The sequence below is a fragment of the Pseudomonas sp. XS1P51 genome (assembly GCF_054897845.1).
The window spans coordinates 5,780,689-5,799,895 of the sequence record NZ_CM142707.1; the positions used below are offsets into that span (position 1 = coordinate 5,780,689).

18 protein-coding genes are annotated in these 19,207 nt (G+C 59.6%); 16 read left to right on the forward strand and 2 right to left on the reverse strand.

Annotated elements, in window-relative coordinates:
• Window positions 1-61: 61 nt before the first annotated feature.
• The 14 genes from ACYZUD_RS26760 to ACYZUD_RS26825 all read left to right on the forward strand — a co-directional run bounded on the left by ACYZUD_RS26760 (window position 62) and on the right by ACYZUD_RS26825 (window position 15,953).
• The gene (locus tag ACYZUD_RS26760) at window positions 62-2,458 is read left to right on the forward strand and encodes a PAS domain-containing sensor histidine kinase (protein WP_462020896.1); all 2,397 of its coding nucleotides are present in this window, start codon (window positions 62-64) and stop codon (window positions 2,456-2,458) included.
• Window positions 2,459-2,584: 126 nt separating this feature from the next.
• The gene (locus ACYZUD_RS26765; protein WP_003210977.1) at window positions 2,585-3,214 is read left to right on the forward strand and encodes a response regulator; all 630 of its coding nucleotides are present in this window, start codon (window positions 2,585-2,587) and stop codon (window positions 3,212-3,214) included.
• A 350-nt stretch (window positions 3,215-3,564) separates the two neighbouring features.
• Window positions 3,565-4,689, forward strand: coding sequence for an ABC transporter ATP-binding protein (locus ACYZUD_RS26770; RefSeq protein ID WP_462020897.1), 1,125 nt, complete (start codon window positions 3,565-3,567; stop codon window positions 4,687-4,689).
• 49 nt (window positions 4,690-4,738) lie between these two features.
• Window positions 4,739-5,782, forward strand: a complete 1,044-nt coding sequence (locus ACYZUD_RS26775) for an ABC transporter substrate-binding protein (RefSeq protein WP_462020898.1) — start codon at window positions 4,739-4,741, stop codon at window positions 5,780-5,782.
• Window positions 5,783-5,953: 171 nt separating this feature from the next.
• Window positions 5,954-7,201: an ABC transporter permease gene (locus ACYZUD_RS26780; protein WP_462020899.1), complete on the forward strand. Its 1,248-nt coding sequence runs from the start codon at window positions 5,954-5,956 to the stop codon at window positions 7,199-7,201.
• 12 nt (window positions 7,202-7,213) lie between these two features.
• Entirely contained in the window at window positions 7,214-8,038 is an 825-nt protein-coding gene (locus ACYZUD_RS26785; RefSeq protein ID WP_462020900.1) for an ABC transporter permease, read from the forward strand.
• 202 nt (window positions 8,039-8,240) lie between these two features.
• A complete protein-coding gene (locus ACYZUD_RS26790; RefSeq protein ID WP_462020901.1) occupies window positions 8,241-9,389 on the forward strand; it encodes an iron-containing alcohol dehydrogenase in 1,149 nt (382 codons plus the stop codon).
• Window positions 9,390-9,469: 80 nt separating this feature from the next.
• The gene (rpe, locus tag ACYZUD_RS26795) at window positions 9,470-10,144 is read left to right on the forward strand and encodes a ribulose-phosphate 3-epimerase (protein ID WP_462020902.1); all 675 of its coding nucleotides are present in this window, start codon (window positions 9,470-9,472) and stop codon (window positions 10,142-10,144) included.
• Window positions 10,141-10,959, forward strand: a complete 819-nt coding sequence (locus ACYZUD_RS26800) for a phosphoglycolate phosphatase (RefSeq protein ID WP_462020903.1) — start codon at window positions 10,141-10,143, stop codon at window positions 10,957-10,959. Before rpe ends, ACYZUD_RS26800 begins: the two co-directional genes overlap by 4 nt.
• Window positions 10,960-11,029: 70 nt before the next feature.
• On the forward strand, window positions 11,030-12,511 hold the full coding sequence (trpE, locus tag ACYZUD_RS26805) for an anthranilate synthase component I (protein ID WP_462020904.1): 1,482 nt from the start codon (window positions 11,030-11,032) through the stop codon (window positions 12,509-12,511).
• Between the two features lie 114 nt (window positions 12,512-12,625).
• Window positions 12,626-13,219: an aminodeoxychorismate/anthranilate synthase component II gene (locus ACYZUD_RS26810; protein ID WP_462020905.1), complete on the forward strand. Its 594-nt coding sequence runs from the start codon at window positions 12,626-12,628 to the stop codon at window positions 13,217-13,219.
• A gap of 9 nt (window positions 13,220-13,228) precedes the next feature.
• Window positions 13,229-14,278: an anthranilate phosphoribosyltransferase gene (gene trpD, locus ACYZUD_RS26815; RefSeq protein WP_462020906.1), complete on the forward strand. Its 1,050-nt coding sequence runs from the start codon at window positions 13,229-13,231 to the stop codon at window positions 14,276-14,278.
• Window positions 14,275-15,111, forward strand: coding sequence for an indole-3-glycerol phosphate synthase TrpC (gene trpC / locus ACYZUD_RS26820; protein WP_462020907.1), 837 nt, complete (start codon window positions 14,275-14,277; stop codon window positions 15,109-15,111). The genes trpD and trpC overlap by 4 nt, the downstream gene beginning before the upstream one ends.
• A gap of 143 nt (window positions 15,112-15,254) precedes the next feature.
• Entirely contained in the window at window positions 15,255-15,953 is a 699-nt protein-coding gene (locus ACYZUD_RS26825) for a lipoate--protein ligase family protein (RefSeq protein WP_462020908.1), read from the forward strand.
• A gap of 10 nt (window positions 15,954-15,963) precedes the next feature.
• On the opposite strand, the gene crp is transcribed toward ACYZUD_RS26825, so the two are convergent.
• On the reverse strand, window positions 15,964-16,608 hold the full coding sequence (crp, locus tag ACYZUD_RS26830) for a cAMP-activated global transcriptional regulator CRP (RefSeq protein ID WP_462020909.1): 645 nt from the start codon (window positions 16,606-16,608) through the stop codon (window positions 15,964-15,966).
• A gap of 230 nt (window positions 16,609-16,838) precedes the next feature.
• On the opposite strand from crp, the gene ACYZUD_RS26835 reads away from it, so the two are divergent.
• A complete protein-coding gene (locus ACYZUD_RS26835) occupies window positions 16,839-17,261 on the forward strand; it encodes an OsmC family protein (RefSeq protein ID WP_462020910.1) in 423 nt (140 codons plus the stop codon).
• Window positions 17,262-17,501: 240 nt separating this feature from the next.
• Complete coding sequence (gene speD / locus ACYZUD_RS26840) at window positions 17,502-18,296, forward strand: adenosylmethionine decarboxylase (protein WP_462020911.1); 795 nt, start codon at window positions 17,502-17,504, stop codon at window positions 18,294-18,296.
• A 117-nt stretch (window positions 18,297-18,413) separates the two neighbouring features.
• Here the strand turns inward: speD and coq7 are convergent, their stop codons facing one another.
• A complete protein-coding gene (gene coq7 / locus ACYZUD_RS26845; protein WP_462020912.1) occupies window positions 18,414-19,061 on the reverse strand; it encodes a 2-polyprenyl-3-methyl-6-methoxy-1,4-benzoquinone monooxygenase in 648 nt (215 codons plus the stop codon).
• Between the last annotated feature and the right edge of the window lie 146 nt (window positions 19,062-19,207).

Consider the following 19,207-nt stretch of genomic DNA (forward strand, 5'->3'; position numbering starts at 1 on the left):
GCCAGAAGTTATTCCGGCAGCCTAATGGGTTGGTCAGTATTTGTCAGTGTGTGAGATTTCGATGATGCGTTTTCGCTGCCTGTGGGTTATCGGCTGTTTGTGGTTTCCCTTGATGGGCTGGGCGGCGCCTGCGCCACCGGCACAGGTTGCGCAATTGTCCGCGGGCCAGCAGCAATGGCTGGCTCAGCATGGTGAATTGCGCGTCGGGCTGGTGCTGCAAGTGCCCTATGCCCAATACGATCGCCGCTTGCAGCGTTTGTCGGGGGTTAACGTCGAGCTGATGACGTGGCTGGCCAAGTCACTCAAGGTCGAGCTGAGCTGGCGTAATTTTCCCGATCTTGCGCAACTGGAAGCCGCCGCGCGCGAAGGGGAAATCGACATTGCTCCGGGGTTGACCCAGACCCCTGCGGGCCTGCGGCTCTGGCAGTTTTCCGATCCGTATATGCGAGTGCCGCAACTGGTGGTCAGCGACCAGAAAGGCTCTGAAGTGGTGGAGCTGGAGAAACTCGACAGCCAGACCCGCGTCGCCGTGCGCATGCCCAGTGCCACCGCCGATTACCTGCGCAGCAACTATCCCCACCTGAACCTGCAGGGCGTACCCATCGAGCGTCAGGCCCTGCAACTGTTGTTGAGTCAGCAGGCCAGTTACGCCGTAGTCGACGAAGCTCAGCTGGGGCGCCTGTCCGCCGAACCGGAGTTCGCCGGACTGGTGGTGGTCGGCGACATTGGCTTGCCGCAACTGCTGCGGGTGGCCACGCGGCGGGACTGGCCGGAGCTGGCGGGTATCGTCGAAAGCGCGCTGCGGGCGATCCCGGCCAAGGATCTGGAGCAACTGCACAATCAATGGCTGCAACCCAAGTACCCGCGTCTGACCGAGTCCCCGGGTTTCTGGCAAAACCTCTGTCTACTGTTGGCGGTGTTGATGCTGAGCAGCATGGCCATTGTGTTCTGGCAGCGTCGGCAGCAGCACAGTCTGGAGCAACGTCTATTGGCGGCCCGGGAAGACATCGCCTTGCGTGCCGCCAGTGAAGAAGCGTTGCGCCTTACGCAGTTCTCCATCGACCAGAGCACCGTCGGTATCCTCTGGGTCAACTGGGACAGCCATGTGCGCTACGCCAACCGCGCAGCCGAAACCATGCTGGGCTATCCGGCAGGCGGAATCATCGATCGGCCGCTGATCGACTTCGAACCCGGCCTGCACATGGACCGCTGGTTGAACCTGTGGAAACGCGCCCGCGCCAGCGACGACACCCCGCAAAGTTTTGAAACCAATTGCCTGCGCGCCGATGGCAGCATCCTGCCGGCGGATGTTTCGTTGAGCTTCCTGCGGTTTCGCGACGGTGAGTACCTGGTGGTTTACCTCAACGATGTGACCGAGCGCCGTCGCGCGCTGGCGGCATTGCAGGAAAGCGAGGCGCGGCTGCAGGGGATCGCCGCCAACGTTCCCGGACTGGTCTTTCGTCTGGAACGGGCGCCGGTGACAGGGCAGATCGATTTTGCCTACATCAGTGAAGGCAGCGAGAGCCTGTCGGGTTACTCACCGGCGACGCTGGCCCATCGGGATAAAGGCCTGCGCAGTCTGGTGCATCCGGACGACAAGGCCAGTTATCACCAGACGCAGAATCATGCGCTGGATACCGACAGCGACTGGTCATGGCAAGGGCGAATCCTGACGCGTCAGGGCGAGCAGCGCTGGGCCGAGATCAAGGCGATTACCCGTCGACTTGAAGACGGCGCGTATGTCTGGGACGGGATTGTCTGGGACATCAGCGAGAGCAAGCGCGTCGAGCTGGAGCTGGCCAGTTCCCGCGAACAATTGCGAGAGTTGTCTGCTCACCTGGAGAGCGTGCGGGAAGAGGAAAAAGCCCGCATTGCCCGTGAAGTTCACGACGAGCTGGGTCAGATGTTGACGGTGTTGAAGCTGGAAACCTCCATGTGCGAACTGGCTTACGCCCAACTCGATCCAGGTCTGAACGAGCGCTTGAACAGCATGAAGCGCTTGATCGCTCAGCTGTTTCAATTGGTGCGCGATGTTGCGACGGCATTACGACCGCCGATTCTCGATGCCGGGATCGCGTCGGCCATCGAGTGGCAGGCCCGTCGTTTCGAAGCGCGTACGCAGATTCCGTGTCTGGTACAGGTGCCGGACAACTTGCCGGTGCTCAGTGATGCCAAGGCCATTGGCTTGTTCCGGATCCTTCAGGAAGCGCTGACCAATGTCATGCGTCATGCCCAGGCGCATACTGTTGAACTGACACTGACCCTTGAGGGCGACGAGTTGTGTCTGACCGTCAGTGATGATGGCGTAGGATTCGTCGCCAGCACAGGTAGGCCAACATCCTTTGGGGTGGTCGGCATGCGCGAGCGGGTGCTGATCATGGGTGGCCAGTTGTCGCTTGAAAGTGAACCGGGGGAGGGTACGACCCTGAGTGTGCGAGTGCCGCTGGATGAGGCCTGAGGGATTCATTTCGTTTGAACTGCCGCCATCGCGAGCAGGCTCGCTCCCACAGGGGATTGTGTGAACACCACAAAACCAATGTGGGGGCGAGCCTGCTCGCGATAGATCTTGAATCTGGAGAAGTCTGTGATCCGTGTACTGGTAGCCGAAGACCACACCATTGTCCGCGAAGGCATCAAGCAATTGATTGGCCTGGCCAAGGATTTACTGGTGGTGGGGGAAGCGAGCAATGGCGAGCAGTTGCTCGAGACGCTGCGCCATGTTCCCTGCGAAGTGGTGTTGCTGGATATCTCCATGCCGGGGGTCAATGGTCTGGAGGCGATTCCGCGGATTCGCGCGTTGAACAATCCGCCGGCGATCCTGGTGTTGTCGATGCACGATGAAGCGCAAATGGCCGCCCGGGCGTTGAAGGTCGGTGCCGCTGGCTACGCGACCAAGGACAGCGATCCGGCGTTGCTGCTGACAGCGATCCGCAAGGTCGCGGCAGGCGGGCGTTACATCGACCCGGACCTGGCCGACCGCATGGTCTTCGAAGTCGGGTTGACCGATTCGCGACCGTTGCATTCATTGCTTTCGGAGCGTGAATTCTCGGTGTTCGAACGCCTGGCCCAGGGCGCCAATGTCAACGACATCGCCCAGCAACTGGCCTTGAGCAGCAAGACCATCAGTACTCACAAGGCGCGGCTGATGCAGAAACTCAACATCACCTCCCTGGCCGAACTGGTGAAGTACGCCATGGAGCACAAACTGCTCTGAATCTGAACGCAATCCCCCTGTAGGAGCTGCCGAAGGCTGCGATCTTTTGATCTTGGCACAGGCAAGAAGGATCAAAAGATCGCAGCCTTCGGCAGCTCCTACGCTGGGCCGTGTCTGCGTATCTATTTACGACACCTCCACAAAATCGGTTTTGCCTGTCCGTGCGGCTTACAGCTCACCGCCTGTCGTTAACGCTCATCGACATGCCCAATCCCGCCAACCTTGTAGGGCAATCCCTACCCCCAACCTTCCATCCGGCTGAGGCGATTCTCTCCTGCGCCCCGATTTGCGTGGTCAGCAGCGTCCACTAGGCTTAGTCCACAGCAGTCATCAACAACAAAGGTGTGGGTATGAGCCAGGTCGATTCAAACGCAGGGGCCAGTGACATTCTGGTCAGCTTTCGTGGAGTGCAGAAGAGCTACGACGGCGAGAACCTGATCGTCAAAGACCTCAACCTGGACATTCGCAAAGGCGAATTCCTCACCTTGCTCGGGCCGTCCGGCTCCGGCAAGACCACCAGCCTCATGATGCTCGCCGGTTTCGAAACCCCGACCGCAGGCGAAATCCTGCTGGCCGGGCGCGCCATCAATAACGTGCCGCCGCACAAGCGCGACATCGGCATGGTGTTCCAGAACTACGCGCTGTTCCCGCACATGACCGTCGCCGAGAACCTGGCGTTCCCGCTGACCGTGCGCGGCTTGAACAAGAGCGATGTCAGTGACCGGGTCAAGCGTGTCCTGAGCATGGTTCAGCTCGACACCTTCGCTCAACGGTATCCGGCACAACTGTCCGGCGGTCAGCAACAGCGCGTGGCCCTGGCCCGTGCATTGGTGTTCGAACCGCAACTGGTGCTGATGGACGAACCCCTCGGCGCACTGGACAAACAACTGCGCGAACACATGCAGATGGAGATCAAGCATCTGCACCAGCGTCTGGGCGTGACCGTGGTCTACGTGACCCACGACCAGGGCGAAGCCCTGACCATGTCCGACCGTGTGGCGGTGTTCCACCAAGGCGAAATCCAGCAGATCGCTCCGCCGCGCACCCTCTATGAGGAGCCGAAAAATACCTTCGTCGCCAACTTCATTGGCGAGAACAACCGCCTCAATGGCCGTTTGCACAGCCACACCGGCGACCGCTGCGTGGTCGAGCTGGGTCGCGGTGAAAAGGTTGAAGCCCTGGCGGTCAACGTCGGCAAGACCGGCGAACCGGTCACGCTGTCGATTCGGCCCGAGCGCATCAGCCTCAATGGTGCAAGCGATCAATGCGACAACCGCTTCTCAGGGAGGGTGGCGGAATTCATCTATCTGGGCGACCACGTCCGGGTTCGCCTGGAAGTCTGCGGCAAGACCGACTTCTTCGTGAAACAACCGATTGCCGAGCTCGATCCCGCTCTGGCCGTCGGCGACGTGGTACCGCTTGGCTGGCAGGTCGAACACGTTCGCGCGCTCGACCCACTTCTAGAGGCGAACTGATCGCCCCCTGCTACACCAACACCAACCCTGCAAGTGGAGAGAACAATAAATGTTGAGATCCCTGAAATTCACCGCCCTGGTCATGGGCATGATGGGTGCGGCACACGCAATGGCGGCGGGCCCGGACCTGACCGTGGTGTCCTTTGGCGGGGCGAACAAGGCGGCTCAGGTCAAAGCCTTCTACGCACCGTGGGAAGCGGCAGGCAACGGCAAGATCGTTGCGGGCGAGTACAACGGCGAGATGGCCAAGGTCAAAGCCATGGTCGACACCAAGAGCGTGTCCTGGGACCTGGTAGAAGTTGAATCGCCAGAACTGTCCCGTGGTTGCGACGAAGACATGTTCGAGCAGCTCGACCCTGCGTTGTTCGGCAAGTCCGAAGACTACGTCAAAGGTGCTATCCAGCCTTGCGGCGTGGGCTTCTTCGTGTGGTCGACCGTGTTGGCCTACAACGCCGACAAACTGGCATCCGCTCCGACCAGCTGGGTCGATTTCTGGGACACCAAGAAATTCCCGGGCAAACGCGGCCTGCGTAAAGGCGCCAAGTACACCCTGGAATTCGCTCTGATGGCCGACGGCGTTGCGCCGAAAGACGTCTACAAGGTACTGGCCGGCAAGGATGGTCAGGATCGCGCGTTCAAGAAGCTCGATGAGCTCAAGCCAAGCATTCAGTGGTGGGAGGCCGGCGCACAACCGCCGCAATACCTCGCTTCCGGTGACGTGGTCATGAGCTCGGCCTACAACGGCCGGATCGCTGCGGTACAGAAAGAAAGCAACCTGAAAGTCGTGTGGAACGGCGGTATCTACGACTTCGACGCATGGGCAATTCCGAAAGGCCTGGATAAAACCCGTGCGGAAGCGGCGAAGAAATTCATCGCGTTCTCGGTACAGCCGCAGCAACAGAAGATCTACTCGGAAAACATCGCTTACGGCCCGGCCAACATCCAGGCCGTACCGTTGCTGGCCAAGGATGTCCTCAAAGACATGCCGACCACCCCGGAAAACATCGCCAATCAGGTGCAGATCGACGTGAGCTTCTGGGCTGACAACGGCGAGCAACTGGAGCAGCGCTTCAATTCCTGGGCTGCCAAGTAACCACAATCCTTGTGGGAGCGAGCCTGCTCGCGAAGAGGGCATCACATTCAACATCTATGTTGATTGACCCACCACTTTCGTGAGCAGGCTCGCTCCCACAGGTTGCGGCGTTTCAATACAACAGAGGCGGTGCGCCGCCTCTGTAACGATCAAAGATTTCCGGAGTACGCCATGGCTATCGCCGTTCCCCTGAACGCGGGCACTGACCCCACCTTGAAGCAGCGGCTCAAGCACGCCGAGCGGATCAACCGCTGGAAAGCACAAGCCTTGATCGCGCCATTGGTGCTGTTTCTGTTGCTGGTGTTTCTGGTGCCGATCGTGGCGCTGCTCTACAAAAGCGTCGGTAACCCGGAAGTGGTCGGCGGCATGCCGCGCACCGTGGCCGCCATCGCCAGTTGGGACGGCCGTGGCCTGCCCGCTGAACCGGTTTATAAAGCGGCGAGCGAAGACCTCGCCGAAGTCCGCAAGAATCAGACCCTGGGCGACCTGTCCAAGCGCTTGAACATGGAGTTGGCCGGCTACCGCAGCCTGCTGACCAAAACCGCCCGGGCCCTGCCGTTTGCCACCGAACCGGCCTCTTATAAAGAAGCGCTGGAAGCGCTCGACGAGCGTTGGGGCGACCCGGCCTATTGGCAAACCGTGCGCCGCAACACCAGCAGCATTACCCCGTACTACCTGTTGGCGGCGGTGGATCACCGGATCGACGACCTCGGCGAAATCGCCCCGGCCACTCCCGATCAAGCGATCTACCTCGACATCTTCGCCCGGACCTTCTGGATGGGCCTGATCATCACCGTGATTTGCCTGGTACTGGCCTATCCGTTGGCGTACCTGCTGGCGAACCTGCCGTCGCGCCAAAGCAACCTGCTGATGATTCTGGTGCTGCTGCCGTTCTGGACGTCGATCCTGGTGCGGGTCGCCGCGTGGATCGTGTTGCTGCAATCGGGTGGCCTGATCAACAGCGGCCTGATGGCCATGGGCATCATCGATAAACCGCTGGAGCTGGTATTCAACCGCACCGGGGTCTACATCTCGATGGTGCACATTCTGTTGCCGTTCATGATTCTGCCGATCTATAGCGTGATGAAAGGCATTTCGCCGACCTACATGCGCGCCGCGATTTCCCTCGGCTGCCACCCGTTCGCCAGTTTCTGGCGGGTGTACTTCCCACAGACCTATGCCGGTGTCGGCGCCGGTTGCCTGTTGGTGTTCATCCTCGCCATCGGCTACTACATCACCCCGGCCTTGCTGGGCAGTCCGAACGATCAGATGGTCAGTTACTTCGTCGCCTTCTACACCAACACCAGCATCAACTGGGGCATGGCGACCGCACTCGGTGGGCTGCTGCTGTTGGCGACCGTGGTGCTTTATCTGATTTACAGCTGGCTGGTGGGCGCCAGTCGCCTGCGCCTGAGCTAAGGGGAGAACGAAATGCTGAGTCCTTATATGTCGCCCATTGAGCGGGTGTGGTTCTACAGTTTGCGGATTCTCTGCGGCTTGATTTTGTTGTTCCTGATTCTGCCGGTGCTGGTGATCATTCCGCTGTCGTTCAACTCCGGCAGTTTCCTGGTCTATCCGCTGCAAGGTTTTTCGTTGCAGTGGTACCACGACTTCTTCGCCTCGGCGGAATGGATGCGCGCCCTGAAGAACAGCATCATCGTCGCCCCGGCGGCGACTGTGCTGGCCATGATCTTCGGCACGCTGGCGGCGATTGGCCTGACTCGGGGCGACTTCCGGGGCAAGGCACTGGTAATGGCGCTGGTGATTTCGCCGATGGTGGTGCCGGTGGTGATTATTGGTGTGGCCAGCTACCTGTTCTTTGCGCCGCTGGGGCTGGGCAACAGCTTCTTCTCGCTGATCGTGGTGCATGCGGTGCTGGGCGTACCGTTTGTCATCATCACTGTGTCGGCGACCTTGCAGGGGTTTAACTACAATTTGGTGCGAGCTGCTGCGAGCCTCGGTGCTTCGCCACTGACCGCGTTCCGTCGGGTGACCTTGCCGCTGATTGCGCCGGGTGTGATTTCGGGGGCGTTGTTTGCCTTCGCGACATCGTTTGATGAAGTGGTAGTGACGCTGTTCCTCGCCGGTCCCGAGCAAGCAACCCTGCCACGGCAGATGTTCAGCGGTATCCGCGAAAACCTCAGCCCGACCATCGCCGCCGCCGCAACGCTGCTGATCGCCTTCTCGGTGATTCTGCTGCTGACCCTGGAATGGCTGCGCGGGCGCAGCGAGAAACTGCGTACCGCTCAGGTCTAACGCGGTCCCTGTAGGAGCTGCCGCAGGCTGCGATCTTTTGACTTTGATTTTTAAGATCAAAAGATCGCAGCCTGCGGCAGCTCCTACAGGTTGTTTTGTGTGGTTTTCGGGATCGTCGGTCATTCATGGCCTGAATAGCAGACAAACCCCAAACCCCAGCTACTATTGTGCCCAGCTCCCCTATCTATAAGAGGCTGCGCACATGAGTCTTTCCTCTTTCAAAATCGCTCACAAACTGATCACCGGCGCAGGTGCCATCGAGCAACTGGCCGCTGAACTGACACGCCTGGATATCGACAATCCGCTAATCGTCACCGACGCCGCCCTGGTCAAGTCCGGCACGGTCGAGCTGGCGCTGGCGCAGTTGGGCGATCGGACCTACGAGATTTTCGACCGTGTGCTGCCGGACCCGGAAATCGCCATCGTCGAGGACTGCATGCGTGTTTACCGCGAAGGCGGGCATGACGGGTTGATCGGTCTGGGCGGCGGCAGTGCGATCGACATTGCCAAGAGCGTCGCGGCGTATGCCGGCTATCACGGAGAGCTGGAGGATCTGTTCGGCGTCGATCAGGTGCCGCGCAAAGGACCGCCGCTGATCGCCATCCCGACCACCGCCGGCACCGGTTCGGAAGTCACCAACGTGGCCATCCTCTCCGACAAGGTCGCACAACTGAAGAAAGGCATCGTCAGCGACTATCTGTTGCCGGACGTGGCGCTGATCAGCCCACAAATGACCCTGACGTGCCCGCGCAGTGTCACCGCCGCCAGCGGCGTTGATGCGCTGGTGCATGCCATCGAATCCTATCTCTCGCTCAATGCTTCGCCGATCACTGATGCCCTGGCCATTGGCGCTATCAAATTGATAGCCAAGGCTTTGCCCAAGGCCTACGCCAACCCGTCCAACCTGCAAGCCCGTGAAGACATGGCCACCGCCAGCCTGATGGCCGGCATGGCGTTCGGCAATGCCGGGGTGGGCGCGGTGCATGCGCTGGCGTATCCGCTGGGCGGGCGGTTCAACATCGCCCACGGCGTCAGCAACGCCTTGCTGCTGCCGTATGTCATGACCTGGAACAAAATGGCCTGCGTGGAGCGCATGCAAGATATTGCGGAGGCCATGGGGGTGCAGACCGCTCATCTGAGCGCCAATGAAGCGGCGGATAAAGCCGTGGAGGCCATGACCGAGTTGTGCGCCGCAGTGGAAATCCCGCCAGGCCTGCACAGTTTCGGCGTTCCCGAGGATGCAATCCCGGCCATGGCCGTGGAAGCCGCGGGAATCGAGCGCCTGATGCGCAACAATCCGCGCAAATTGAGCGCCGTCGATATCGAGAAGATCTACCGAGCGGCCTACTGATCATCGCGGCCACGTCGCGCGCGCCAAAGCATGAGGTATACAATGCGCGCCATCGTGATTCTGCTCAAAAAAGGTGCGTCATGCAGCCCTTCGTAATTGCTCCGTCGATTCTCTCCGCCGACTTCGCCCGCCTGGGTGAAGAAGTGGACAACGTCCTGGCCGCCGGCGCCGACTTCGTGCACTTCGATGTCATGGACAACCACTACGTGCCGAACCTGACCATCGGCCCGATGGTTTGCGCCGCGCTGCGCAAGTACGGCGTGACCGCGCCGATCGACGCGCACCTGATGGTCAGCCCGGTGGACCGCATCGTCGGTGACTTCATCGAAGCCGGTGCGACCTACATCACCTTCCACCCGGAAGCCACGCAGCACGTCGACCGTTCCCTGCAACTGATCCGCGAAGGTGGCTGCAAGTCCGGCCTGGTGTTCAACCCGGCGACCCCGTTGGACGTGCTCAAGTACGTGATGGACAAGGTCGACATGATCCTGCTGATGAGCGTCAACCCGGGCTTCGGCGGGCAGAAGTTCATCCCCGGCACCCTCGACAAGCTGCGTGAAGCACGCGCGCTGATCGATGCCTCCGGCCGTGACATCCGCCTGGAAATCGACGGCGGCGTGAACGTGAACAACATTCGTGAAATCGCCGCCGCTGGCGCCGACACCTTCGTCGCCGGCTCGGCGATCTTCAATGCACCGAACTACCACGATGTGATTGAAAAGATGCGTTCCGAACTGGCGCTGGCCCGCCCATGAGTGGCTTTGAGCAGCTGTTCCCGGGGTCTCTGCCACGGCTGGTGATGTTCGATCTGGATGGCACGCTGATCGATTCGGTCCCCGACCTCGCGGCGGCTGTGGATAACATGCTGCTCAAGCTGGGCCGCGAACCGGCCGGCATCGAATCGGTACGGGAGTGGGTCGGCAACGGCGCGCCGGTGCTGGTTCGTCGCGCGCTCGCCGGTGGTATCGACCATTCGATGGTCGATGACGGTGAAGCCGAAGGCGCGCTGGAAATTTTCATGGACGCCTACGCGCAAAGCCATGACCTGACGGTGGTTTACCCTGGCGTGCGCGACACCCTGAAATGGCTGCACAAGCAGGGTGTCGAGATGGCGCTGATCACTAACAAGCCGGAGCGCTTCGTCGCTCCGTTGCTCGATCAGATGAAGATCGGGCGTTATTTCCGCCTGATCATCGGCGGCGATACCCTGCCACAGAAGAAACCGGACCCGGCTGCGTTGTTTTTCGTGATGAAAATGACCAACATCCCGGCGTCGCAATCCTTGTTCGTCGGCGATTCGCGCAGCGATGTGCTGGCGGCGAAAGCGGCGGGGGTCAAATGCGTGGCCCTCAGTTATGGCTATAACCACGGCCGGCCGATTGCCGAAGAGTCGCCGGCGCTGGTGATCGACGATCTGCGCAAGCTAATTCCCGGTTGCCTGGATCCGGCCGCTGAGATAACGTTGGCCGACGCTGTTCAATCCCCTCCTGGAAACTCCATCGTGGTGGTCACTCGCAAACTCTGGATGAAAGTCATCAAGGCCCTGGCCCGCTGGCGTTGGCGCGCCTGACTTGTTCCTGGCCGGCGTACCGGCGCGTTTGCATACCTGACTGTTAGACCCTCAAGCCACGAGGCACCACATGATCCGCGAAGAATTCCTGCGTTTGGCCGCTGCCGGCTACAACCGCATCCCGCTTGCCTGCGAAACCCTGGCCGACTTCGACACGCCGCTGTCGATCTACCTGAAACTGGCTGACGAACCCAACTCCTACCTGCTCGAATCGGTGCAGGGCGGGGAGAAGTGGGGTCGTTACTCGATCATCGGCCTGCCGTGCCGCACCGTGTTGCGGGTTCATGACCATCACGTCAGCGTGACCCATGACGGCGTCGAGATCGAAAGCCATGAGGCTGAAGATCCGCTGGCGTTCGTCGAAGCCTTCAAAGCCCGTTACAACGTACCGACCATCCCCGGCCTGCCGCGATTCAACGGCGGACTGGTGGGTTACTTCGGTTATGACTGCGTACGCTATGTGGAGAAGCGTCTGGGCAAATGCCCGAACCCGGATCCGCTGGGTGTGCCGGACATTCTGCTGATGGTCTCCGACGCGGTGGTGGTGTTCGACAACCTCGCCGGCAAGATGCACGCGATTGTCCTGGCCGACCCGTCGCAGGAAAATGCTTTCGAACAAGGTCAGGCACGCCTGGAAGAATTGCTGGAAAAACTCCGTCAACCGATCACCCCGCGCCGGGGCCTGGATTTCAGTAAGCAGCAGTCCGCCGATCCGGTGTTCCGCTCGAGTTTCACCCAGGACGATTACGAAAAAGCCGTCGACACCATCAAGGAATACATCCTGGCCGGTGACTGCATGCAGGTCGTGCCGTCCCAGCGCATGTCGATCGACTTCAAGGCTGCACCGATCGATCTGTACCGGGCGCTGCGTTGTTTCAACCCGACGCCTTATATGTACTTCTTCAACTTCGGCGATTTCCATGTCGTTGGCAGTTCGCCGGAAGTGCTGGTGCGGGTCGAAGACAACCTGATCACCGTGCGCCCGATCGCCGGTACCCGTCCGCGGGGCGCCAACGAAGAGGCTGATCTGGCGCTGGAAAAAGACCTGCTGTCCGACGACAAGGAAATCGCCGAGCACTTGATGCTGATCGACCTGGGTCGTAACGACACCGGTCGCGTATCGGAAATCGGTTCGGTGAAGCTCACCGAGAAGATGGTCATCGAGCGCTACTCCAACGTCATGCACATCGTCTCCAACGTCACCGGGCAATTGAAGGCCGGGCTGACGGCGATGGACGCACTGCGGGCGATCCTGCCGGCGGGCACCTTGTCCGGCGCGCCGAAGATCCGCGCGATGGAAATCATCGACGAACTGGAACCGGTCAAGCGTGGCGTCTACGGCGGTGCGGTCGGTTACTTTGCCTGGAACGGCAACATGGACACCGCGATTGCAATCCGCACCGCAGTGATCAAGAACGGCGAACTGCATGTGCAGGCCGGTGGCGGCATCGTTGCCGACTCGGTGCCGGCGCTGGAATGGGAAGAAACCCTGAACAAGCGTCGCGCGATGTTCCGTGCGGTCGCCCTGGCTGAACAAACTCCGCAAAGCTGACCGATGAGCGTTGCCCGTATGCCATGTCGCTTTGACTGACAAAGCGCTGGACGCTGCGGGCCATTCATTCGAAGGCTGTATTAGTAGTCAGTGAATTCAAGAGGTTCTTACGCCATGTTGCTGATGATCGATAACTACGACTCTTTTACCTACAACGTTGTGCAATACCTTGGTGAGCTCGGCTCCCAGGTCAAAGTCGTGCGCAACGATGAACTGACCATCGCTGAAATCGAAGCCCTCAACCCGGAGCGGATCGTCGTTTCGCCCGGCCCTTGCACGCCGAATGAAGCGGGCGTCTCGATTGATGTGATCAAGCATTTTGGCGGAAAATTGCCGATTCTGGGCGTGTGCCTGGGCCATCAGTCCATCGGCCAGGCCTTTGGTGGTGATGTGGTCCGCGCCCGTCAGGTCATGCACGGCAAGACCAGTGCGGTGTACCACGAGGACAAAGGCGTATTCGAAGGCCTGAAGCATCCGCTGACGGTTACCCGTTATCACTCGCTGGTCGTCAAGCGCGAAACCCTGCCCGACTGCCTGGAGCTGACCGCCTGGACCCAGTTCGAGGACGGCTCGGTCGACGAAATCATGGGCCTGCGCCACAAGACCCTGAACATCGAAGGTGTGCAATTCCACCCTGAGTCTATCCTGACTGAACAGGGTCACGAGCTGCTCGCCAACTTCCTCAAACAAACCGGCGGCACGCGCTAAGGACTTTCCATGAATATCAAGACAGCCCTGAGCCGTATCGTCGACCAGCTCGACCTCAGCACCGATGAGATGCGCGATGTCATGCGCGAAATCATGACCGGGCAATGCACCGACGCGCAGATCGGTGCGTTCATGATGGCGATGCGCATGAAGAGCGAAAGCATCGACGAGATCGTCGGCGCCGTGTCGGTCATGCGCGAGTTGGCGGACAAGGTCGAACTCAAGACCCTCGACGGCGTGGTCGATGTGGTGGGCACCGGCGGTGACGGTGCGAACATTTTCAACGTGTCGACCGCTTCCTCCTTCGTGGTTGCAGCGGCCGGCTGCACCGTGGCCAAGCACGGTAACCGTGCGGTGTCGGGTAAAAGCGGCAGCGCCGACCTGCTGGAGGCGGCGGGTATCTACCTGAACCTGACCCCGGTCCAGGTGGCGCGCTGCATCGACAACGTCGGCATCGGTTTCATGTTTGCCCAGACTCATCACAGTGCCATGAAGCACGCTGCCGGCCCGCGCCGGGAGTTGGGCTTGCGCACCTTGTTCAACATGCTTGGCCCGCTTACGAATCCGGCCGGCGTGAAGCATCAGGTGGTGGGCGTGTTCAGCCAGGCGTTGTGCCGGCCGTTGGCCGAAGTCTTGCAACGTTTGGGCAGCAAGCATGTGCTGGTGGTGCACTCGAAGGACGGCCTGGACGAATTCAGTCTGGCAGCACCGACCTTTGTGGCGGAATTGAAGAATGACCAGATCACCGAGTATTGGGTCGAGCCCGAAGACCTGGGCATGAAAAGCCAGAGTCTGCATGGCTTGGCCGTGGAAAGCCCGGCGGCGTCCCTCGAGCTGATTCGCGATGCCCTGGGCAAGCGCAAGACCGAGAGCGGTCAAAAAGCCGCCGAGATGATCATGCTCAATGCCGGTGCCGCGCTGTATGCCGCCGATCATGCCAGCAGTTTGAAAGAAGGCGTTGCCCTGGCGCATGACGCGCTGCACACAGGCCTCGCTCGGGAAAAACTTGAGGAGTTGGGTGCATTTACCGCGGTATTCAAAGTGGAGAATGAGGGATGAGTGTACCGACGGTTCTGGAAAATATTCTGGCGCGCAAAGTCGAAGAGGTTGCCGAACGCAGTGCTCGTGTAAGCCTTGCCGAGCTGGAAAGTCTGGCCAAGGCGGCCGATGCACCCCGTGGATTTGCCCAGGCACTGATTGCTCAGGCCAAGCTCAAGCAGCCGGCGGTCATTGCTGAAATCAAGAAGGCTTCACCGAGCAAAGGCGTGATTCGCGAGAACTTCGTTCCCGCCGACATCGCTAAAAGCTACGAGAAGGGCGGCGCGACCTGCCTGTCGGTGCTTACCGATATCGATTACTTCCAGGGCGCCGATGCATATCTGCAACAGGCGCGGGCGGCGTGCAAACTGCCGGTGATCCGCAAGGATTTCATGATCGATCCGTACCAGATCGTTGAAGCCCGAGCCCTGGGCGCTGACTGCGTGCTGTTGATCGTTTCCGCCCTGGACGACGTGAAAATGGCTGAACTGGCTGCCGTGGCCAAAAGCGTCGGCCTCGATGTGCTGGTGGAAGTCCACGATGGCGACGAGCTGGAGCGGGCCCTGAAAACCCTCGACACTCCGCTGGTGGGCGTCAACAACCGCAACCTGCACACCTTTGACGTCAATCTGGAAACCACCCTCGATCTGTTGCCGCGTATCCCGCGTGATCGTTTGGTGATTACCGAAAGTGGCATCCTTAATCGGGCCGACGTTGAACTGATGGAAATCAGCGATGTGTACGCGTTCCTGGTCGGCGAGGCGTTCATGCGCGCCGAAAGCCCGGGCACCGAGTTGCAGCGTCTGTTCTTCCCAGAGCGTGGGATCGCGGTGAGCGGTTCCACGCTCGACTGAAACAGCTTCGCGAGCAGGCTCGCTCCCACAGGACCCAGAGCTGATCACAATATGTGCGGCAGCCTGGATCAAATGTGGGAGCGAGCCTGCTCGCGAAGGCGGCATAAGATTCATCACAGACTGATCGTCTTACGGATTTCCTTATGACCCCGACCTCTCTGCCCGTCGAAGCAGGCCTGCTCGCCGAACAGGACCTGTTGGCCCATGTCTGCACCGGCGATTCGGAGTTTGGCCTGTTGTTCTGGCAACCCAGTGATCGAGCGCTGGTCATGCCGCGGCGATTGAATCGTCTACCCGGCTTCGAGGCGGCGTGCGAGGTATCGGCTGCGGCCGGTTGGCCGGTGCTGTTGCGTGAAACCGGCGGTGAGCCGGTGCCGCAATCGTCGGCAACGATCAACATCGCGCTGGTCTACGCACCACCGCGCAGCGAAGGTGATCAGAACCGGATCGAAACCGCTTATCGGCGACTCTGTGACCCGATTTGTCAGCTGCTTGATGAGCTGGGAGGCGTTTCATCCCTGGGCGAGATCGATGGCGCGTTCTGCGACGGCCGTTTCAACGTCAACCTCGACGGTCGTAAGATGGTCGGCACCGCTCAGCGCTGGCGCCAGAGCAAGGGCGGTTCGCGTCCGGTAGGGTTGGTGCACGGTGCTTTGTTGCTGGATAACGAGCGCGAGTCGATGGTTGCGGCGGTCAATCGCTTCAATGAGGCGTGTGGCCTGGAGCAGCGGGTTCGCGCCGAAAGCCACATCGCCTTGCATGAGAAGTATGCCGCGCCCGATGCACTCGGGCGACTCGATGCACTGTATCGCCAGTTGTTGGCACAGATGCTCGGGGCTTGAATCTTCGACCTCAGCGCGTGCCGAAGACCACCATGGTCTTGCCCTTGACGTCCACCAGGTTGCGTTCTTCCAGATCCTTGAGCACGCGGCCGACCATCTCGCGGGAACAACCGACAATCCGCCCGATTTCCTGACGGGTCACCTTGATCTGCATGCCGTCGGGGTGGGTCATCGCGTCGGGCTGCTTGCACAGCTCCAGCAGGCAGCGGGCGACACGACCGGTCACGTCGAAAAACGCCAGGTCGCCGACCTTGCGGGTGGTGTTGCGCAGGCGCTGTGCGATTTGTCCGCTGAGCACGTAAAGAATGTCTGGGTCTTGCTGGGACAGCTCGCGGAATTTCGCGTAGCTGATTTCCGCGACTTCGCATTCGATCTTGGCGCGCACCCAGGCGCTGCGCTCCTGTTCCTGGCCGGCTTGTTCAAACAGACCCAATTCACCGAAAAAGTCCCCGGAGTTCAGGTAGGCGATGATCATTTCACGGCCATCGTCATCCTCGATGAGGATGGTGACCGAGCCTTTGATGATGAAGAACAGTGTGTCCGAGCGGTCGCCGGCGCAAATGATGTTGCTCTTGGCCGCATAACGACGGCGCTGGCAATGCATCAACAGCTTGTCGAGGTTCTTGATTTTGGGTGTGGGGGCAATAGCAACCATGGTTGTATCCCGAAAAGACTGCACGGTGTGTTTGATTTTTTTATGAGCGAGTGAGGTTGCTACGAGGCTGGCTATGCGCCAGCGAATTGGCGCCAGCTTAACAGACACTTCCTGCAATATTCGAGAATTTACCTACGAAGCAGGTGGTTGCGTCCTAGGAAGGTGGACGCTGTCAATCAAGGGCCCTGTGCTAAGCTGGCGACCCTTTTTTATACAGTGGAGTCTTGGCGATGAAGGCACGCATCCAATGGGCTGGCGAAGCCATGTTCCTCGGCGAATCCGGTAGCGGTCATGTCGTGGTCATGGACGGTCCGCCTGATGCCGGTGGTCGTAACCTGGGTGTCCGGCCGATGGAAATGCTCCTGCTGGGTGTTGGCGGTTGCAGCAATTTCGACGTGGTCAGCATTCTCAAGAAGTCCCGTCAGGCCGTCGAAAGCTGCGAAGCCTTCCTCGAAGCCGAGCGCGCGACTGAGGATCCGAAGGTCTTCACCAAGATTCATATGCACTTTGTGGTCAAGGGCCGGGGGCTCAAAGAAGCCCAGGTCAAACGCGCCATCGAGCTGTCTGCCGAGAAGTATTGCTCGGCGTCGATCATGCTCGGCGCGGCCGGTATTGCGATTACCCACGACTACGAGATCATCGAACTCGGTTGAATCGACATTCAACTATCATAAAGGCAGTGCAGACTCTGGTGATCCCAAACTGGACGTCTGCATCATGCGCCACTTTTTTCAGGGTAGTGGCCCGTCAGCCGACAGGCCGCATACTCGAACAGATAATCAAAATCGCCATCGCGAAGAGGTGTTAACCGTCCTACGCAGGTGCGTCGTTCGCATTTGACGGGCATGCTTGATCACGCGGCCCGGGCCGCAATGCATAGAGAGTCTTCAACGGTGAAAAACAAACTCAAGCTCCACGGGTTCAATAACCTGACAAAGACCTTGAGCTTCAACATCTATGACATCTGCTACGCGGAAACTCTGCAAGACCAGCAGGCTTACGTCGAGTACATCAATAAAGAGTACAACGCGAAACGTCTGACGCAGATCCTCACAGAAGTGGTCGATATCATCGGCGCCAACATCCTGAACATCGCCAGCCAGGACTATGAGCCGCAGGGCGCCAGTGTCACGATTCTGATCTCTGAAGAGCCGGTGACCCCGACCGACAGCCAGCTCGAAGAGTCTCCGGGCCCACTGCCAGAGATCATCCTGGCCCACCTCGACAAGAGCCACATCACGGTGCACACCTACCCGGAAATCCATCCGGTGGACGGCATTGCGACATTCCGTGTGGATATTGACGTGTCGACCTGTGGCGTCATTTCACCGCTCAAGGCGCTCAACTTCCTGATTCACCAGTTCGATTCGGACATCGTGACCGTGGATTATCGTGTGCGCGGTTTCACTCGTGACGTCGAAGGCAAGAAGCACTTCATCGACCATGAGATCAACTCGATCCAGAACTACCTGTCCGCAGACACCCGAGACGCGTACCAGATGACCGACGTGAACGTGTACCAGGAAAACCTGTTCCACACCAAAATGCTGCTGAAGAGCTTCGAACTGGATAACTACCTGTTTGGGGACGCCACCAGCAACCTGTCTTCTGAGCAGCGTGCTCAGGTGACTGACCGTGTGAAACACGAAATGCTCGAAATCTTCTATGCGCGCAACATGCCGGGCTAGGATTTTCGGGTACAAAAAAGACGACTACTTTGCGGTAGTCGCCTTTTTTATGGCTGACGCAGAGCCATTGTGGGAGCGAGCCTGCTCGCGAAGAGACCCGATCTGACAACGTAATCGTCAGATCCGATAAGTACTCTTGGTCATCACCTTGGCCATCAAACTCATCCCGAATTTCACCGGTGCCGGAAAACGGAACCCGCCAGCCTCCAATGCGCTTTCGGCGTGCTGCTCTTCATCAATGCGCATCTGCTCAAGAATTGCCCGGGACTTTTCGTCCTCGGCCGGCAGTTGTTCAAGGTGTTCGTTCAAGTGCTTGCACACCTGATCTTCCGTCGCAGCAACGAAACCCAGGCTGACTTTGTCGCTGATCAAACCGGCCACTGCACCAATTCCGAACGACATGCCGTAGAACAGCGGATTGAGAATGCTGGTGTGACTGCCCAACTGCTTTATGCGTTGCTCGCACCAGACCAGATGGTCGATTTCTTCTTCGGCGGCATGTTCCATGGCGGCACGTACTTGCGGCAGCTTGGCGGTCAAGGCCTGACCCTGATACAGCGCCTGGGCGCAGACTTCACCGGTATGGTTGATGCGCATCAGGCCAGCAACGTGCCGGGTGTCTTCGTCGCTCATTTTCGCATCCGGCTGCACGATGGCGGGCGACGGACGGTACGGCTGACCACTGAAGGGCAGCAAGGTACGCATCGCGGCATCGGCTTGCAGCAGAAGACGGTCAATCGGCGAGTAGTGACGTTGGGTAGTCATGCTGACCTCCGGGAAGAATCTCGGCGGCCAGTTTAACCCAATCGGCCGGCGAAGGTTTGCGCTGGGTCAAAAGCAAAAAAGATCGCAGCCTGCGGCAGCGCCTACACTGATCTCTGTAGGCGCTGCCGCAGGCTGCGATCTTTTCG